The organism is Acinetobacter legionensis (genome assembly GCF_048552295.1).
In the GTDB taxonomy this organism is placed as follows: Bacteria; Pseudomonadota; Gammaproteobacteria; order Pseudomonadales; family Moraxellaceae; genus Acinetobacter.
The window spans coordinates 14,632-30,584 of record NZ_JBIMCW010000024.1 but is presented as its reverse complement, the minus strand read 5'-3'; the positions used below and the strand labels follow the sequence as shown (position 1 = coordinate 30,584).

The window sequence follows — 15,953 nt, the reverse complement described above, 5'->3', positions numbered from 1 at the left end:
TGTATTTTTATGTAGTTTATTTTATGTACAAAATTCAGCGCTGGTTTTTAGCGCAACAAAAGCTTGATTGAGCGTTGAATTATGATGCTGAATAATACGGTCCGCATTGAGAACCTTTGAATCTCTTGTGCTGTGCGCATCTGAAATTAATGTCACTTTATAATTTAAGTCTTTTGCTGCACGGCTTGTGCTATCGATACAAAATTCAGTTTTTAAACCACAGATGATCACTTCTTCAACATTTAAAGATTCTAATTGTTGTGCTAAATCTGTTTGGAAAAAGCAATTTGGCCGTGTTTTTTCTAAGATGTAATCTGTATTAGGATCAATATTTAATTCAGCAATGAGTTGAGTCATTGGACTATTTGGTTCGAGTCCTGTGCCAGCTAAACCAACATGACGTATCGCAAAAATCGGAATGTGTTTAACACGCGCATATTCAATGAGCTGATTGACGTTTTTCAACAATTGATCAGCTTGAAATGGAGGATGCTGTGCATGAAATAGGCCATTTTGTAGATCAATAACGAGTAAGGCTTGTTTATTGTGATACTCAGACATGAGTTTCTCCGTAAATATTGACCAAATCACGGAGCAAAAAATAACCCCGCTCATTGGCAGGGTTGGTTTCTACATTTTATTTTAATGTATACGTCCACACTGCCGATGCAGTGTGGTGGTTAATAATTTAAATAAAATGATTGGTTGCATTGCAGTTATTGCCTATATCGGACTTTACGTCCGCACTGGGTTAATTGTGTCGACGGCGCAGTTCAGCTTGTGCCCACGCAATTGACTGCTTTATGTCTTGTCGTAGTGCTGTGATCTCAGATTGGGTCAAGACTCGAGGCTTTTCTGAAGTATTCGGTTTTTCCTTGGGTGAGGTGGTCAATGCCATCGAATTGCTCCTTAATACTTACATACACCTTTACTGTTCGCACGATGTCTTTTTTGACCTTAAAGCCAAGTTAACTTTTATCAAATTAAAGTTTTTAACTCAGCATGTCACTTTAAAACTTGTAAAAAGATATTTAGGGTCTGTTGGCATTTCATAAATGGCTTGCGTTGTAGGTTAAAATTGAGCAGGCAAGGCATTAAACGAAGAGAATAGTGGGTCTATTTTCGAGTTTCATAACGAAGGCTGAGATAATTTTAACCACAACCCTGAGCAAGAACAAAGCACTGCTTTGTTTGCAGCGCAAGGCGCAGCGGGGGACTAGTGTGTTTTTTGCCGCTACGTTGTTACCTTGCGAAACGATGTTTCTCATTATTTAGAATGACTAAATTTCGTATTTCGCGCCTAGTATCGCCTAAAAAACACACGTAGTCGCAAACGTAGACGAATTGTCAACAGACCCTATTTTTTTGAATAAAATCTTTACGTTGTACAAGCACTAAAGCTAATAGTGTCCCAAGAACAGCGATTATACCGCCAACGATGCCAATATGGTTGAGCCCATAACTGGTGGTTACTAGCCCGCCAAGCAAAGCACCACCACCAATACCTACATTGTAAAGTCCTGAATAAATTGCCATCGCGACATCAGTGGCATCAGAAGCTAAAGCTAAGGTTTTGGCTTGTTGAGCTAAGCTAAAGCAAATAATCGCCATACCCCAAAATAAACTCAGTAGACTAAAGCTGGTAAAATCAGTGCTCAGTGAAGTCAGCAATAACATCGAAACAGCCAGTACAGCACTACTTAAGGGTATTGGGAGTTTGGGATATTTTTTGGCAAATTTACCAAATAAATAAGAGCCAAAGAAACCCGCTGCGCCATAGATTAATAATAAGGTTGTGGTCTGTGTCGAGCTAAAATGTGCAACATTCAGAGCAAAAGGTTCGATATAACTGTATGCGGTAAATTGCGCGGTAATCACAATAATGGTCAGAGCAAAAACAATCATTAGGCTTGGGCGTTTTAAAAATACCTTTAAACTACTCAGAGAACCTGAATTGACGCTTGGTAAGCGTGGCAATGTTTTGGCTAAGATGACGCAAACTATAGCCGCACCAATTGCAATCAAAGCGAAAGTATTACGCCAACCATAAGATTCACCAATCATTCGTCCAAATGGAATACCTAAAACCATCGCCAATGCTGTACCTGTGGCCAATAACCCCAAAGCTTGAAATTCCTTACCTTTGGGTGCGACTCGTACTGCCAGTGATGCAGTGATTGACCAAAATAAAGCATGAGAAAATGCGATACCAATTCGACTGATCAGGAGTACATCGAAACTCCATGCAAAATAAGATAATGCATGACTGGCCACAAAGACCATAAACAAGATGATCAGTAAAAACCGTCGTTCAATATTTTTGGTCAATAACATGATCGGCAATGAAATGGGTGCAACGACCCATGCATATAGAGTAATCATGATACCAACATCAGTTGCAGGCATCGCAAAGCTTTTTCCAATGTCACTCAGTAAAGCAACAGGAACGAATTCTGTGGTATTGAAAATAAATGCTGCAAAAGCAAGGCTAATCACACTGATCCATTGCTGGGATTCACTGGGGGCAGATTGTGGTGCTGGAGTTTGGGGAGATAAGGCAGACATGGTCAATATTAAAAGAGGTTAGCGCTAAATTTTAGGCTGAATTGTGGATAAAGTTAAGCTAAGTTTGTTGTATAAAAAATAGAACTGTCAGACAAAATTTAACAATAATTCAAATATAGTTATGGCATTTTGAATAGGCCTATAAATTTAAACGTATATAAGAGTAAATAAAATGTTAGAAATCAGACATAAAGATGATGGTAAAAAAGGTGAATTTTATATTGGTGAAGAAGGTCACCATTTGGCTGAAATGGCGTACACATGGGCGGGTGAAAATATGTTGATTATTGACCATACAGTTGTAGAAGATGAATTGCGTGGTCAAAGTGTAGGTCGAAAATTATTAGATCAAGTTGTAGAGATGGCTCGCTCAAAGAATGTGAAAATTATTCCACTCTGCCCTTTTTCAAAATCAGTGTTTGATAAAGATCAATCGATTCATGATGTTTTGAAATCTTAAGGTTGCTTTGCTACAGTGGAATTGTGTTATAGAACATCCATGAGAAAGAATATATGCAATTCCAACATGTAGATAATCAACAAAAAGGTGAATTTTACTTCGATAATGAGCAAGGTAAGCGAATTGCTGAGATCAGTTATTTATGGCATGGTGAGCATCAGATCATTGCGAACCATACTTGGGTAGATGACTCCTTACGTGGTCAAGGAATTGCGCGTCAGTTGTTAGATACTTTGGTTGAATTTGCGCGTGAAAAGCAGCTTAAAATTGTACCAACTTGTTCCTATGTCGAAGTCATGTTTAGACGGGATAAAAGTTTTGTTGATGTGAAAGCTTAGCTTTATTGTGTGCCCAATGCTCATTGGGTCATTCAGATTCGGTTAGAAGATTAAACATGTTTAAAAAAATGATAATCACTGTATTGTTATTGAGCAGTTCATCGTTCAGTTTAGCAATGAGTTGTTTTGAATTAAATATACACACCTATAAAAAAGAGCAAGAAATACAGCCACGTTGGGAGTTGTTAGGCAAATCTAAACATCGTATTTATTTTTATTCAGCACCCAAAAACATCTGTAAGATGAATGATACTTTTGTGCTTCAAAATGATAATGTCACGGCTTATTCAATCTATAAAGACAGAAAAAAACAAGACTGGGTTTATGTGATATTTAATGATCCAAATCAAAATATAGAAGATGATCTAGTCGAAGGCTGGGTCAAGCTTAAGGATTTTAAATTTATTGAAAAGACACCTACAGTAAATCAATAAAAAACCCACAAAAATTTGTGGGTTTTTTACACTTTATTTTGGCTTATTTTGCTTTTAATGCTGCAATCAATTTTTGATGTAATCCACCAAAACCACCATTGGACATAATCACCACAGCATCGCCCTCACCTGCTTGTGTAACAACGGTACTGATAATGTCATCCAGTGTACGAGCCACAACGGCTTTATTGCTTGCAGCGTCAATGACCGGCTGTAAATCCCAGTCCAGACCTTCAGGTTGATACCACATCACTTCATCTGCAAGACGTGCAGAATGTGCCAAGCCATCTTTATGACTGCCCATACGCATGGTGTTTGAACGAGGTTCAATAATCGCCCAAAGCTTACGCTCACCTAAACGTTTACGTGCACCTTCAAGCGTGGTATCAATCGCAGTTGGGTGGTGGGCAAAGTCATCATATATCTCAATACCATTTACGGTATCAAGTAATTCCATTCGGCGTTTCACCCCACCAAAATTCGATAAGGCTTCACATGCTGTTTCAATTGAAACACCGACATGTTCAGCTGCTGCAATGGTTGCTAAAGCATTGGCAACACTGTGTTGTCCTGTCATATTCCATTTCACTTCACCCTTTACTACGCCGTGTTGAAGCACTTTAAAATGTGAACCATCCGTAGAAAGCTGTTCAGCATAAACTTCAGCATTGTTATTGGCGTCAAGTGAAGTCCTTACGACAGGTGTCCAACAACCCATTTGCAACACTTCATCAATATTGGTTTCAGTGATTGGGGCAATGATACGACCTTCACTTGGAATAGTACGAACCAAATGATGGAACTGTTTTTGAATCGCTGCTAGATCATCAAAAATATCGGCATGGTCAAATTCAAGATTATTTAAAATCGCAGTTTTTGGATGGTAATGTACGAACTTAGAGCGTTTATCAAAAAAAGCAGAGTCATATTCATCTGCTTCTACACAGAAATATTTTCCACCACCTAAACGTGCGCTTTCACTAAAGCCTAAAGGTACACCACCAATTAAAAAGCCAGGATTTAAACCTGCTTGATCCAGTACCCAAGCCAGCATTGTTGTTGTGGTAGTTTTACCATGGGTACCGGCAACACCAAGTACATGTTTGCCTTGTAAAACATGGTCAGCAAGGAATTGTGGACCTGAAATATATGCTAAACCTTCATTGAGCATATATTCCACTGCATCTATACCACGCTTCATTGCATTGCCTACAATGACAAGATCTGGATGTGGCTGTAAATGGCTACGGTCATAGCCTTGCATTAAGGTAATGCCAGCATTTTCGAGTTGGGTCGACATCGGTGGATAAACATTCGCATCTGAACCGGTGACCTTATGTCCTAAATCACGCGCCAATAGCGCCAATGAACCCATAAAGGTGCCGCAAATACCCAAAATATGCAGATGCATTCGTGTTAACTCCAGTGCTTTTATAGACACATCACTTTGTTGTTGTGGTGTAGCCGTTTCATTTGATTTGAAAGCAACGATAGCAAGGGTTAAGGCGAAAAGATAGTTTTTCTTGTTACGATTTTAAAGGTGGGTTTTTATTGAAAATAATGAACTCTCACTTGGTATTTTTATTCTTCTATCAATGCTAATATCGATTGAACACTCTGAATTATCTATTAAAAATGGATATACATGATTTTATCTTTCTGCTGATTAAAAATATCGCTTATTTTATTTTTTTGATTATTGTTTCTGCTTTGATAGCAGGCATTGCAAAAATAATATCCATACCCTTAATGGTCGCAGCTGTAATTTTAATCTTCTTCCAATATTTTGCGTTCATTTGGATGGGATACCTCAATACAAAAGACTCAAAAGATCACAACTTAAAAAATGGATTAATTTTTCATCTCATTTGGGTTGCTTTAATTGGTCTATTAAGCTCATTTTATGATGATCAATCGCTATTGAAACAAGTATTCGATACTGTATTGTTGCTTGGTACTTTGGAAATAGGCTCGCTCATTTATTATTTCAAAAAACGTAAAAAAATTGCCTTAGCGCTTTAATGTTCAGACATTGAATGTTCAAAAATATATCTTGATAATTTAATTGGTATCAATATGGCTTTATCTCTCCCCCTTTTATTACTAATTATCTCCAACTGCTTTATGACCTTGGCTTGGTATGGGCATTTAAAATTCTTACATGATGCACCTCTGTGGCAAGCGATCTTGTTTGGTTGGATCATTGCCTTACTTGAATATAGCTTTATGATTCCCGCAACACGTCTATTGGCGCAACATGGTTGGTCGTTGGGGCAAATGAAAATCACCCAAGAAGTGGTCACACTGTTGGTGTTTGTTCCATTTATGATTTTCTTGTTTAAACAACCATTTAAATTAGATTATTTATGGGCGGGTTTATGTTTGATGGGCTGCGTGTTTTTTGTGTTTAGAAGCCAGTAGATGAGCTGTGATGATGTGAATTAAAACGGATTTCACTCAGACAGCATATTCATCTCATGTCCCAATCTTTAGCAATTTTCCTGCTGCTTATGAGTTCGAGATCATATTTATTCTCAAATCAAACGGCTTTTAGGTTGTTCCCTTAAAAAAAATTGACTTCCTACGTCTGTTAAATTTTCGTGAGATGAAAAATCAGTCTATAATAGCGAGCTTCTTGATATTCATTTAAACACTGATCACCAGTATTTAAACTTCCTTACATTCGTTTATGGAATATATGCAATGAATGCGGCCGCTGTACAAGACGCTCCTCTCGTTGGAATTATTATGGGTTCTCAATCAGACTGGGCAACTCTCGAAAACACTGCCAATATGCTGAAACAGCTTGGTGTTCCTTTTGAAGCCGAAGTAGTTTCTGCGCATCGTACGCCAGACCGCTTATTTGAATATGCTGAAACAGCACGTGAACGTGGTATTCAGGTGATTATTGCTGGTGCTGGTGGTGCAGCACATTTACCAGGAATGTGCGCAGCAAAAACAGATTTGCCTGTATTGGGTGTTCCTGTGAAATCTTCAATTTTAAATGGCGTTGATTCTTTGTTGTCTATTGTACAAATGCCTGCAGGTATTGCAGTTGGCACTTTGGCAATTGGCCCTGCGGGTGCAACCAATGCAGCAATCATGGCTGCTCAAATTTTAGGTTTAACTCGCCCTGAAATTGCAAAAAATGTTGCAGATTTCCGTGCCGCTCAAACCGATAAAGTGGCAAGTAAAAATATTCCGGGTCAAGCTTAAAAACGGGACACAGGTTATGAATAAAACCATCGGTATCTTTGGTGGTGGTCAACTCGGCCGTATGATGGCGCAAGCTGCGCTCCCATTAAATATCCAATGCACATTTTTTGAAGCTGATGCTGATTGTCCATCTGCAATATTGGGACAAGTTTTTAGCACCAAAGCTGAAAATGGGTTACAAGATTTTATTGCCAGTGCAGATGTTTTTAGTCTGGAATTTGAAAATACGCCATTGATTGATGTTGATGTATTAACCAAGCAAAAAGATCTGTATCCGCCACGCCAAGCTTTAGCTATCGCACAACATCGCCTTTCTGAAAAAGCTTTATTTGATGAGCTGGAAATTCCTGTTGCGCCGTATAAAGCAGTCGATTCATTGGAGATGCTTAAGCTTGCAGTGAGTGAATTAGGCTTACCAATCGTACTTAAAACTGCGACAGGTGGTTATGATGGTAAAGGTCAATTTGTACTGCGTTCAGTCGATCAAATTGATCAGGCATGGGCTGAGTTGGGGCCAGCAGGATCATTAATCGCTGAAAGTTTTGTGATTTTTTCTCGTGAAGTATCAATTATTGCGGTGCGTGGTATTGATGGTGATGTAAAAACTTGGCCTTTGGCTGAAAATCATCATCACAATGGTATTCTTTCGCATTCAATAGTTCCTGCTCCAAACAGTGCTGATTTACAGCCCGTTGCGCAGGAATACATCACCCGTTTGTTAAACCATTTGAACTATGTTGGTGTGTTAACACTTGAATTGTTTGTGACTGAAAAAGGCTTATATGCCAATGAGATGGCACCACGTGTGCATAACTCTGGGCATTGGTCAATTGAAGGCGCAGTATGTTCGCAATTTGAAAATCACATTCGCGCAGTGGCAGGTTTACCACTCGGTTCAACCGAAGTGGTTCGACCAACAGTGATGGTAAATATCATCGGGCAACACCCTAAATCCGAAGATGTTTTAGCGTTAAAAGGTGCACATTTACACCTTTACAATAAAACAGAACGTGAAGGTCGTAAAATTGGTCATATCACCCTGATGCCAAATGATGCTGCTGAATTAACGACTTTATGTCGTCAATTGGCGAAGATTTTACCGAATCCATTGTCATTAAGCGAAGATATGAACATTTAAGCTTGATTTTGTATGTAAAAAAAGCGGTCAAACTCTTGCCCGCTTTTTTCTACTCTGCTGTTCTGTATCATGACGCTCCCCCTATTTTATCGCTAAGCAATGACCCAAAAATGGATCATTTTCTGGGGCTATAAAAACAAGAATGATGATAAAAACAGCTTCAATAAACAGAAAAACAAGCATCTATTTTTAAATTCAAAGTTCAAATTTAAAGGGTTTAGAACATTTGAATTCAAAAGTATTAACAGCAAAACCCAAAAAGTTATCCACTTTGAATTTAAATTAACTTGAGGGTGTTTTTTGAATTTAAAACTTTAAATTTAAACTTTTGCTTGCTCGAAGTGAAAATAACGACTGTGGATAAGTTTTGACTCACCAATCCAAAATCCAAATTGTGGATAAAAATAAACACTTAAGCGAGTTTTGATGGGATTGAGTGGAATTTTAAATTTAAATCTAAGGTTGCTAAAATAATGATGTTTTTGAATTCAAATTTGTGTGAAAGTTTTGAATTTAAAAAATGATAAGTTTACTGGGGTGTGGATAACTATATTAAAATTCAAAACAGTGAACTGTGGGTTATGAATTTAAAATCGAAAAATGAATTCAAAATTTACGTTTTTACATCTGTCATTTTATTCACAGACTGCTATGGTATTCACATAATTTAAATTTAAAACCATTTTGTGGATATTATGCGTCATTTAACTTTGATTTGTGGATCTGTTTTGTTGGCAGCATCGCATGCCAATGCTGAATTAATCATTAACGGTCAGGCTGTATCTAGCTCACCAATCACAACAACACCGAATACAAGCTATACACCCAATTCTAATTTTCAAAGCTGTATTGCAAATTTACGTTCGCAAGCGATCAGTTCAGGTGTTAGTGGCACAACCTTTGATCGTTATACGCAAAATCTAACGCCTGATTATTCGGTCATCAGTAAACTGGATTATCAACCTGAGTTTTCAACACCGATTTGGGATTATCTTTCAGGTTTGGTCGATGAAGAGCGGGTAGAGAAAGGCCGTCAAATGCTGGCTCAGCATCGTGAAGTTTTAAACCGTGTCTCAGCAGCTTACGGCGTTCCAGCAGAAACGGTTGTTGCTGTTTGGGGCGTGGAAAGTAATTTTGGTGACATTTCAGGAAAATATCCTTTATTACAAGCGTTGGGAACTTTAAGTTGTGAAGGGCGTCGACAAGGTTATTTCCGAGGTGAATTCTTTGCCACAATGCGTATTTTACAACGAGGTGATTTACGCGAAGAACAGTTAAAAGGTTCATGGGCAGGGGCATTTGGTCATACTCAATTTATGCCTTCAACGTATGAAGAGTTGGCCGTAGATTTTGATGGTGATGGTCGACGTGACTTGGTTTCAAGTACTTCGGATGCTTTGGCATCAACAGCAAACTTTTTGAAAAAACGTGGCTGGCAAACGGGAATGCCGTGGGGCTTTGAAGTAAAAATCCCAACTGGTGCCTCTGTAGGTGGTGAAAGTCGTCGTAATAAAAAATCGTTGAGCACTTGGGTAAATCGTGGTTTTACTCGTGTTGACGGTACTCCAATCATTCAAGGCAATTTATCGGAAGGCGCTCAGGCTGGTTTAATGATGCCTGCGGGTGCAAATGGTCCAGTATTCTTGGTGTTTAAAAACTTTGATGCAATTTATTCGTACAATGCTGCGGAAAGTTATGCACTGGCAATTGCACATTTGTCTGATCGTTTACAAGGCAAGGGCGGTTTTCAAACCGCATGGCCAACTGACGATGCAGGAACATCTCGTACAGAACGCCGAGAAATTCAAAATTACTTATTGAAAAAAGGCTATGCGATTGGCGATGCAGATGGCTTGATTGGCGATAAAACGCGTCAGGCTATTCAGCAAGAGCAAGTGAAGTTAGGATTGAGTCCAACAGGTCGAGCAGGGCAACAGATTTTAAAAGCTTTTAGAAATGAAGCTGCAAAGAATATGATGCGTTAATCAAACAGTTTTGCATGATTTTTGCGAAAAACCTGATGAATAATCAGGTTTTTCTTTTATGATGTAATTTATAAATTTTAGAAAGTCATAACAATGAATAATGAACTTTTAATCAGAAGATTTAACAAAATCAAGCTTCCACAGGGACAGTCGAGTCAGTCTATTCATAAATTAATCAATTTATTGGCAAACTTTGAAAGAATTGGTTTTAGTTGCTCTGAACAGCTCTGCACTGAAATATTAAAATTGTCTGATACGCAATTTGATGAATTTTATAAAAATACTTTGGGTTGTATTAAAAAGATGTATGGGGCACATGTGAAATATAAACCCATGTATCCAAATTTTCCGCAACAAGTATATGAAATGTCGGAGTCAGAATTATATCAAAATGCATTTGCCCATTATCTTGGTGATTTTTTGGGAATACGCCTCTTACCTGAATATCAAATTGAGCCTAGAAAAGCATTAAACAAAAGGATTCTCAATGTATTGGATCTTGCGGATGGCACTGAATTAACCACATTATTTTTAAACCTGTTAAATACAAAAAAATCGTTAAATCAGCAGGATCATGCAGATCTTATCTACTTAATAAGAGATTTTGGATCTAAAGGGTTGCAATATTTGCCTGAAAAATTTCAACATAAAGAAGTACAGGCGATCGTCAGCGCTCAATATTTGAGTTTGCAATTATGGGCTGTGCAACAGTTACAGCTTCATGTACAGACTTCAACTGATGTCTTACGGATTTATGTTGCATTGTCAGATGGTGATGTCAGTTTAGCAGAACCTTGTAAATTGATTTCTTTGAAAAAGTCTCAACGACGAATATTACTAACTTTGTTGGAAAACTGCCTACATATTCAGGAAGATTTATTTCGTTATCCAGAACCGTGGAAACGTGTGATTGAGCGGATACATCCGTTTAGTTATCAAAAGCATTTTCCTAAAACCTGTATAGCATTTCAGCATATTCTTGAAAATAAAAAGCCTGAACGGTTCAGCCAAAAGATAGAAATTGCATTACAAAGCCATCAATTTGAAGATGTGGTGAAACTTTTAAAACAAAGACCAGGAGAGTTTGCGCGTAGGTTGCAGCACTGTTTAAAGCAATTTCCTGTACAACAGCAACAATTGCTTGATGCATTTAAAACAGTTATAGATGCAGTGCCGATCGCTTTGCTGTTTCAGATCAAGCACTATTTTCTGCAAAATCGAACTTTAAAATATCGAACCTTTTTCCCAAAAGGTCAGTCTGCCAAAGTATTTGCAATCAAAAATAATTTAGCGCCTTTGTCTGCAGTCATAACGACACAAATAACAACCCTATGTGAGCAAAGTATTATTCAGCGTTTCAGTAAACTCTCACCATTAGGTGCTTGCTATCTGGATGATCAGTTGAAAAATTATAGTGTACCTTTTGCGCAACGAGCAGCAAGTAAAGCATTGAAAACCATTGCAGCAGGGAGCCGTTTAGCTTTGGATATTGGCAATACTGTTCGGTTTTTTATTTATTGGAAAGATACTGACTCAGAAAGGGTGGATATAGACTTATCCGCATTGGTTTTTGATGCAGAACATACAGTAAAAGCAACTATTGCTTTTTATAATTTAAAAGAAAGTTTTGCAGTGCATAGCGGTGATATTACTTCAGCACCACAAGGTGCATCTGAATTTATTGATATTGATATTTCAAAGGCATTATCTCTGGGAATTCGCTATGTGATGATGAGTATCAATAGTTATACCCAGCAAAATTATTGTGATTTACCTATTTGTTTTGCTGGTTTTATGATGCGAGAGGATGCACAACAAGGTCAGATTTATGAACCAACCACGGTTCAGCATAAATTTGATGTGACTTCAAAAAGCAGTTTTACCATTCCACTGATCATTGACCTAGAAAAGCGTGAAGTGATTTGGACAGATTTGGCGATGACAGCTACGCCAAGTATCGATAACACCGTTTTTGGTCATTTATCCAGTATGTCGCTGATGCAGTATGCCATGACAGAAAAAACTTTCCCGAACCTCTATGATCTATTTGATTTACATATTCGAGCTAGAGGGCAACGTGTCACTGAACGAGTTCGTGCAGAACATATTTTTAGTGTAGATGAAGGAATTCGTCCTGTAGATATTGACAATATTTTAGCCAATTATTTATAGTGTTGCTGAGGGCTATTTCGTTGCTTCCTTCTACTCTGAAATTAGTGACAAAGCTTTCCCTCACCAAATGTTAAAAGGTCTGCATAAGCAGACCTTTTTTTATGTGGATTATTCAATTGTGAAAGGATCAATTTTGACTGCTTCTAGGACATCTAAAATGACGGCGGTAACATCCTGCGTATGATCACGATCATTAAAGATTTCATAGGCTGTAATGGTTACATCGGTATCGCTAGGTAACTGTTTTTGTTCTTCTTCAATTAAATGCTGAATCGGCAATAAGGTCTGTTTAATTTCAAGGTGTAAAACATCTTTAAACTCGACATTGTCGTCTTCTAGTTCAATGATTTGTTCGTTGAAATAAGGCAGCAGAATTGAATGGAGATAAGGTTGAAGTTCAGTAATATCAAAGATTTCAATATCACGAGTTTGCTCAATCGTGCTGATATGATCATTTACTTCTAAAATAATATGATAATAGCTCACAGTCATCTCCTCAATTTATTGCTTCAGGGATTCACAATAACATGATTTTGCATAAAACTGATTTAAATACATAAATAAATTATGGATTTAAAATTGATAATCATCGCTAAATTTTGCTTATTGTTGTCTTGAGTTTAGCATGGCTAAATCCGCTGTGGTTAATCTAAAATTTTTCAAATCTTGTTCTTTCATCATTGGGTACATGAGTGCTTTAGGATCATTATTGTGTGCTAAGCCCAAAGCATGCCCAAGTTCATGTGCAATCGTGACACGCAAGTCTGCATCCGAAGCAAATTCATAGATATTAATGGTTTTACCATCGAATACGCCTTTATCAAATTGGCGTGGTTGGAAACGGCTATTAAAGTGATCCACAGATTGATTGTATTGTTGATTGACAGCGTTGAGCTGTCCAACTTGACGGTTTAATTCATAGACTTTTTGATTATAAATATCTAACTGTTGTTTGAGTGGTTCTGCTCGATGATCAGTTGATTTTTCTGCTGATCTAACTGCAATCTCGCTGAGGCATCTAAATTTTGATGGGATTGATTAAGGGTGTTGATCAACTGATTATACTGGTCAACTTTACTTTGATAATTGGTTTTTTGCAGATCCAATTCATCATTGGTACGATCTAATTCAGCGTGAAGTTGCTGAATTTTTTGTTTTTCACTTTGTGTATATTGTTGAGTATTTTGCAAAATACGCAACTCTTGGTTTCTGGCGCTAGATTCCGCTTGGCGTTCATCATAAATTAAGTTAATCGTCAGTTTGGCATGATCATCATAAACAAAGAGACTTTTCATGGTTCCTAAATGCCAAATATCGGTAGCTTGTTGTGCCAAATTTTGTACTTGCTGTTTACTGACATGAAAACGCGGATCTATTTCGCCAATACGATAACGTAAACGGGTATCTAAAGGATGCGTGATACGATCAATGGCAGAATTATGATTCAATTGCGGATACATCATGCGTTGTATCGCAAAATAAGCAGTAAAGGCAATTACACAGAGTAGAATCCAAAAACGCATGATTGATTTAAAAATAATTGTTGTAGTGGATAATTTATCTGAAAATATAACAATCGCAAATGCTTAAGCAAGTAAAGCTTGCGTGATCAATACAAATATTGATTTCAATTGATGATGTTTTTAGCAGTCAGCTTTAGGTGGAAAACAACAATATGAATGGCACGCTGATTTTAGGCTGGATTTCTCTAATCCTTGGTATCGCTTTTTTGATAAGGGCTTTCTACAGTCTATTTCTTATATTTCGATCACGTTTAGTGCTGGACTTAGCTTTAAATCAAAAAATTAAAAATTTTAAAATCAGCAAAAAGGGTGGTTATGCAATTTGGCAAGAGGGTCCATTATTTAAACTTGCACCTATGCTATTGATTCATCCACAAATCACCAACACAGATCTTCAGCAGATTGTGAAGCTATCACCAAGTATTGCAAGAGCAAGTAAAAATGGTTTTTCTCGTGCTTCAATGCTGATGTTTTATTGTGAGTTGGATGTTGGACACTATTGTTTAGAGGTACTCGACGGTTCGTCATTAAATCCTATCGAAGATAAAATTTCTCAGGCGATCACCGATCATTTATCCATTCAAAAACAGCCTGACAGGCTATACAATTTACAGATACGTGAAAGCCTGAGCAAAAAGCAAAGAATCATCATGATCATTTGCATATTTGCAGGATTATTTTTGTTGATGAAAGGATTATTTACCATCATAACGCTGAGTTTGGGCATCGCGATCGAAGGTTCATTCACATAATCAGTTGATTTAAACGTTAAACAGGACTTGGATATCAATAAATAAGAGAATAAAAGCAAAAACACTGAGTAATCGATTCATCCAAACAGATCTTTTTAAATAGTCAGGGCTGATATATAAAGCTTTGAATTGTAAAGGATGCAACATGATATAGCTGATTTTCTGTTTAAATACCGGAGTGACAGATTGTTGTTGTTGTTGTTGTTGCTTTAAAACCACTTGGCGCAGAATAAAAGCATTTAGCCACCAGAGTATAAATAGAATGAGTAAAATAATGCTGATACTCAATGTCAAACGAATCCAAACATTCTGTTCAAAATAGGCAATTTCAGTATAGAAATGGCTCATCAATACAATGCTGACCAGTAACATGGTGCGATAAAAAGTTTGCCGTGTAAATTCAAGGTGCAGAGGATGATTGAGCTTTTGTTTATCCGCTTTACTCACGATTTTCCCTGCAAAAAATGCAAAACCATGACATAGAATCTCTAAAAAGAGATATAAGCCAATGCTGATGGCAAGCGTTTTATACATGATTAATCATGTTCAAAAATAGGTCGATATAGTGATGGAGTCACTAAAATCATCAATAGAATTCCAGAACAAACAAAGGCCAGATCGTTAAAAATAGCTGCATAACTGGTCATGTAAATCCAGTGCATAAAGGGCATAAAATAAATCAGAAATATTGGGAAAAATGTATAGAGATAAGCTTTTCTTGCCCATTCTTTTTTTAAACATAAACCAAAAGTGATGATGAGGATGATTAAACCTGCAATCGACATCACTCCCAATTCCCAAGCTTGCGGGTCTTGGTAAAGTGTTTTATCCAGAAGTTCTAACTCGGGTTCAGTACTGTATATATCGATGACTGCTGCAATGATAGGCAATATAAATTGCGCTATGATCAAGCTGTAATACACAGTATTGGATACAGCAGGAGAGTTTTTCATCATTTGACTCATTATTATTGTGATAATTAAGATAAAAGATTTAGTGAAGATTGGCAATTGATCAATAAGAAAAACCACTCGATGACTGGAGTGATTTTTCGAGCTTTTTTATAGCACAATATCACTGACGAAATGTTGCACCACTTCGGTTAAATCTTTGGAAAGGTAGTGTTGTGTATAGGGCTGTTTAAAATGCGCATGGTAAGCCTGTTCCGAGTCGAAGCGTTCCCAAAGTAGTAAACGAGTTGGCTCTTGTTTGCATTGATGCAGTTGAAATAAGCTACATCCCGGTTCTTGTTGAAGAGTGAGCTTACATAATGCTTGTAAGGCTTCACGGGTTTCTAAGATTTTGTCTTTATCTTTAATTTTTAATTCTGCAGTGATGTAAAAACCTGAACTTAACATTGTCTACTCCTA

The 15,953-nt window shown here is 37.4% G+C and carries 20 protein-coding genes; 10 read left to right on the top strand and 10 right to left on the bottom strand.

Going from position 1 to position 15,953, the window contains the following annotated elements; all coding sequences use genetic code 11:
- Positions 1–21: 21 nt before the first annotated feature.
- The 3 genes from ACG916_RS16685 to ACG916_RS16675 form a co-directional block, all read right to left on the bottom strand.
- Complete coding sequence (locus ACG916_RS16685) at positions 22–561, bottom strand: cysteine hydrolase family protein (RefSeq protein WP_419330632.1); 540 nt, start codon at positions 559–561, stop codon at positions 22–24.
- Positions 562–751: 190 nt separating this feature from the next.
- The gene (locus ACG916_RS16680) at positions 752–898 is read right to left on the bottom strand and encodes a hypothetical protein (RefSeq protein ID WP_327857932.1); all 147 of its coding nucleotides are present in this window, start codon (positions 896–898) and stop codon (positions 752–754) included.
- Positions 899–1,347: 449 nt separating this feature from the next.
- Positions 1,348–2,565, bottom strand: coding sequence for a sugar transporter (locus tag ACG916_RS16675; protein WP_056515506.1), 1,218 nt, complete (start codon positions 2,563–2,565; stop codon positions 1,348–1,350).
- Between the two features lie 172 nt (positions 2,566–2,737).
- On the opposite strand from ACG916_RS16675, the gene ACG916_RS16670 reads away from it, so the two are divergent.
- The 3 genes from ACG916_RS16670 to ACG916_RS16660 are packed head-to-tail and all read left to right on the top strand — an operon-like array spanning position 2,738 to position 3,797.
- Positions 2,738–3,025 (top strand): GNAT family N-acetyltransferase, encoded by a 288-nt coding sequence (locus ACG916_RS16670; RefSeq protein WP_004718974.1) that lies wholly within the window; start codon positions 2,738–2,740, stop codon positions 3,023–3,025.
- Positions 3,026–3,078: 53 nt separating this feature from the next.
- Entirely contained in the window at positions 3,079–3,363 is a 285-nt protein-coding gene (locus ACG916_RS16665) for a GNAT family N-acetyltransferase (protein WP_004718976.1), read from the top strand.
- A gap of 56 nt (positions 3,364–3,419) precedes the next feature.
- A complete protein-coding gene (locus ACG916_RS16660; protein WP_056515505.1) occupies positions 3,420–3,797 on the top strand; it encodes a hypothetical protein in 378 nt (125 codons plus the stop codon).
- A 43-nt stretch (positions 3,798–3,840) separates the two neighbouring features.
- Here ACG916_RS16660 and mpl read toward each other — a convergent pair whose 3' ends face one another.
- Positions 3,841–5,208 carry a UDP-N-acetylmuramate:L-alanyl-gamma-D-glutamyl-meso-diaminopimelate ligase gene (gene mpl, locus ACG916_RS16655; RefSeq protein WP_056515502.1) on the bottom strand — a complete coding sequence of 456 codons (1,368 nt, stop codon included), beginning with the start codon at positions 5,206–5,208 and terminating at the stop codon, positions 3,841–3,843.
- Between the two features lie 224 nt (positions 5,209–5,432).
- Here mpl and ACG916_RS16650 point away from each other — a divergent pair, with 224 nt between their 5' ends.
- From ACG916_RS16650 to ACG916_RS16625, 6 genes are all read left to right on the top strand, one after another.
- Positions 5,433–5,819 carry a hypothetical protein gene (locus ACG916_RS16650; protein ID WP_419330634.1) on the top strand — a complete coding sequence of 129 codons (387 nt, stop codon included), beginning with the start codon at positions 5,433–5,435 and terminating at the stop codon, positions 5,817–5,819.
- A gap of 54 nt (positions 5,820–5,873) precedes the next feature.
- On the top strand, positions 5,874–6,218 hold the full coding sequence (locus tag ACG916_RS16645) for a DMT family protein (protein ID WP_034613299.1): 345 nt from the start codon (positions 5,874–5,876) through the stop codon (positions 6,216–6,218).
- 282 nt (positions 6,219–6,500) lie between these two features.
- Entirely contained in the window at positions 6,501–7,013 is a 513-nt protein-coding gene (purE, locus tag ACG916_RS16640; RefSeq protein WP_004718991.1) for a 5-(carboxyamino)imidazole ribonucleotide mutase, read from the top strand.
- A 16-nt stretch (positions 7,014–7,029) separates the two neighbouring features.
- A complete protein-coding gene (locus ACG916_RS16635; RefSeq protein WP_105714714.1) occupies positions 7,030–8,151 on the top strand; it encodes a 5-(carboxyamino)imidazole ribonucleotide synthase in 1,122 nt (373 codons plus the stop codon).
- A 695-nt stretch (positions 8,152–8,846) separates the two neighbouring features.
- Positions 8,847–10,136 carry a lytic murein transglycosylase gene (locus tag ACG916_RS16630; protein WP_419330636.1) on the top strand — a complete coding sequence of 430 codons (1,290 nt, stop codon included), beginning with the start codon at positions 8,847–8,849 and terminating at the stop codon, positions 10,134–10,136.
- A 93-nt stretch (positions 10,137–10,229) separates the two neighbouring features.
- Positions 10,230–12,308 carry a TerD family protein gene (locus ACG916_RS16625; RefSeq protein ID WP_419330638.1) on the top strand — a complete coding sequence of 693 codons (2,079 nt, stop codon included), beginning with the start codon at positions 10,230–10,232 and terminating at the stop codon, positions 12,306–12,308.
- 108 nt (positions 12,309–12,416) lie between these two features.
- On the opposite strand, the gene ACG916_RS16620 is transcribed toward ACG916_RS16625, so the two are convergent.
- From ACG916_RS16620 to ACG916_RS16610, 3 genes are all read right to left on the bottom strand, one after another.
- Complete coding sequence (locus tag ACG916_RS16620; protein WP_419330640.1) at positions 12,417–12,800, bottom strand: hypothetical protein; 384 nt, start codon at positions 12,798–12,800, stop codon at positions 12,417–12,419.
- A gap of 111 nt (positions 12,801–12,911) precedes the next feature.
- Complete coding sequence (locus tag ACG916_RS16615; protein WP_419330641.1) at positions 12,912–13,169, bottom strand: matrixin family metalloprotease; 258 nt, start codon at positions 13,167–13,169, stop codon at positions 12,912–12,914.
- A gap of 80 nt (positions 13,170–13,249) precedes the next feature.
- Complete coding sequence (locus ACG916_RS16610) at positions 13,250–13,831, bottom strand: hypothetical protein (protein WP_419330643.1); 582 nt, start codon at positions 13,829–13,831, stop codon at positions 13,250–13,252.
- Positions 13,832–13,968: 137 nt separating this feature from the next.
- On the opposite strand from ACG916_RS16610, the gene ACG916_RS16605 reads away from it, so the two are divergent.
- Positions 13,969–14,583, top strand: a complete 615-nt coding sequence (locus ACG916_RS16605) for a hypothetical protein (RefSeq protein WP_419330645.1) — start codon at positions 13,969–13,971, stop codon at positions 14,581–14,583.
- Between the two features lie 9 nt (positions 14,584–14,592).
- On the opposite strand, the gene ACG916_RS16600 is transcribed toward ACG916_RS16605, so the two are convergent.
- The 3 genes from ACG916_RS16600 to ACG916_RS16590 all read right to left on the bottom strand — a co-directional run bounded on the left by ACG916_RS16600 (position 14,593) and on the right by ACG916_RS16590 (position 15,941).
- Positions 14,593–15,117: a hypothetical protein gene (locus ACG916_RS16600; protein WP_419330646.1), complete on the bottom strand. Its 525-nt coding sequence runs from the start codon at positions 15,115–15,117 to the stop codon at positions 14,593–14,595.
- 2 nt (positions 15,118–15,119) lie between these two features.
- Complete coding sequence (locus ACG916_RS16595) at positions 15,120–15,536, bottom strand: hypothetical protein (protein ID WP_004719005.1); 417 nt, start codon at positions 15,534–15,536, stop codon at positions 15,120–15,122.
- Positions 15,537–15,644: 108 nt separating this feature from the next.
- Positions 15,645–15,941 carry a putative quinol monooxygenase gene (locus ACG916_RS16590; RefSeq protein ID WP_419330647.1) on the bottom strand — a complete coding sequence of 99 codons (297 nt, stop codon included), beginning with the start codon at positions 15,939–15,941 and terminating at the stop codon, positions 15,645–15,647.
- Between the last annotated feature and the right edge of the window lie 12 nt (positions 15,942–15,953).

Coding starts and splice junctions, on each gene's coding strand:
- ACG916_RS16635 (WP_105714714.1), top strand. CDS start 7,030: ATGAATAAAACCATCGGTATCTTTGGTGGTGGTCAACTCGGCCGTATG.
- ACG916_RS16630 (WP_419330636.1), top strand. CDS start 8,847: ATGCGTCATTTAACTTTGATTTGTGGATCTGTTTTGTTGGCAGCATCG.
- ACG916_RS16680 (WP_327857932.1), bottom strand. CDS start 898: ATGGCATTGACCACCTCACCCAAGGAAAAACCGAATACTTCAGAAAAG.
- ACG916_RS16670 (WP_004718974.1), top strand. CDS start 2,738: ATGTTAGAAATCAGACATAAAGATGATGGTAAAAAAGGTGAATTTTAT.
- ACG916_RS16675 (WP_056515506.1), bottom strand. CDS start 2,565: ATGTCTGCCTTATCTCCCCAAACTCCAGCACCACAATCTGCCCCCAGT.
- ACG916_RS16650 (WP_419330634.1), top strand. CDS start 5,433: ATGGATATACATGATTTTATCTTTCTGCTGATTAAAAATATCGCTTAT.
- purE (WP_004718991.1), top strand. CDS start 6,501: ATGAATGCGGCCGCTGTACAAGACGCTCCTCTCGTTGGAATTATTATG.
- ACG916_RS16625 (WP_419330638.1), top strand. CDS start 10,230: ATGAATAATGAACTTTTAATCAGAAGATTTAACAAAATCAAGCTTCCA.
- ACG916_RS16620 (WP_419330640.1), bottom strand. CDS start 12,800: ATGACTGTGAGCTATTATCATATTATTTTAGAAGTAAATGATCATATC.
- ACG916_RS16610 (WP_419330643.1), bottom strand. CDS start 13,831: ATGCGTTTTTGGATTCTACTCTGTGTAATTGCCTTTACTGCTTATTTT.
- ACG916_RS16600 (WP_419330646.1), bottom strand. CDS start 15,117: ATGTATAAAACGCTTGCCATCAGCATTGGCTTATATCTCTTTTTAGAG.
- ACG916_RS16665 (WP_004718976.1), top strand. CDS start 3,079: ATGCAATTCCAACATGTAGATAATCAACAAAAAGGTGAATTTTACTTC.
- ACG916_RS16590 (WP_419330647.1), bottom strand. CDS start 15,941: ATGTTAAGTTCAGGTTTTTACATCACTGCAGAATTAAAAATTAAAGAT.
- ACG916_RS16660 (WP_056515505.1), top strand. CDS start 3,420: ATGTTTAAAAAAATGATAATCACTGTATTGTTATTGAGCAGTTCATCG.
- ACG916_RS16645 (WP_034613299.1), top strand. CDS start 5,874: ATGGCTTTATCTCTCCCCCTTTTATTACTAATTATCTCCAACTGCTTT.
- mpl (WP_056515502.1), bottom strand. CDS start 5,208: ATGCATCTGCATATTTTGGGTATTTGCGGCACCTTTATGGGTTCATTG.
- ACG916_RS16685 (WP_419330632.1), bottom strand. CDS start 561: ATGTCTGAGTATCACAATAAACAAGCCTTACTCGTTATTGATCTACAA.
- ACG916_RS16595 (WP_004719005.1), bottom strand. CDS start 15,536: ATGAAAAACTCTCCTGCTGTATCCAATACTGTGTATTACAGCTTGATC.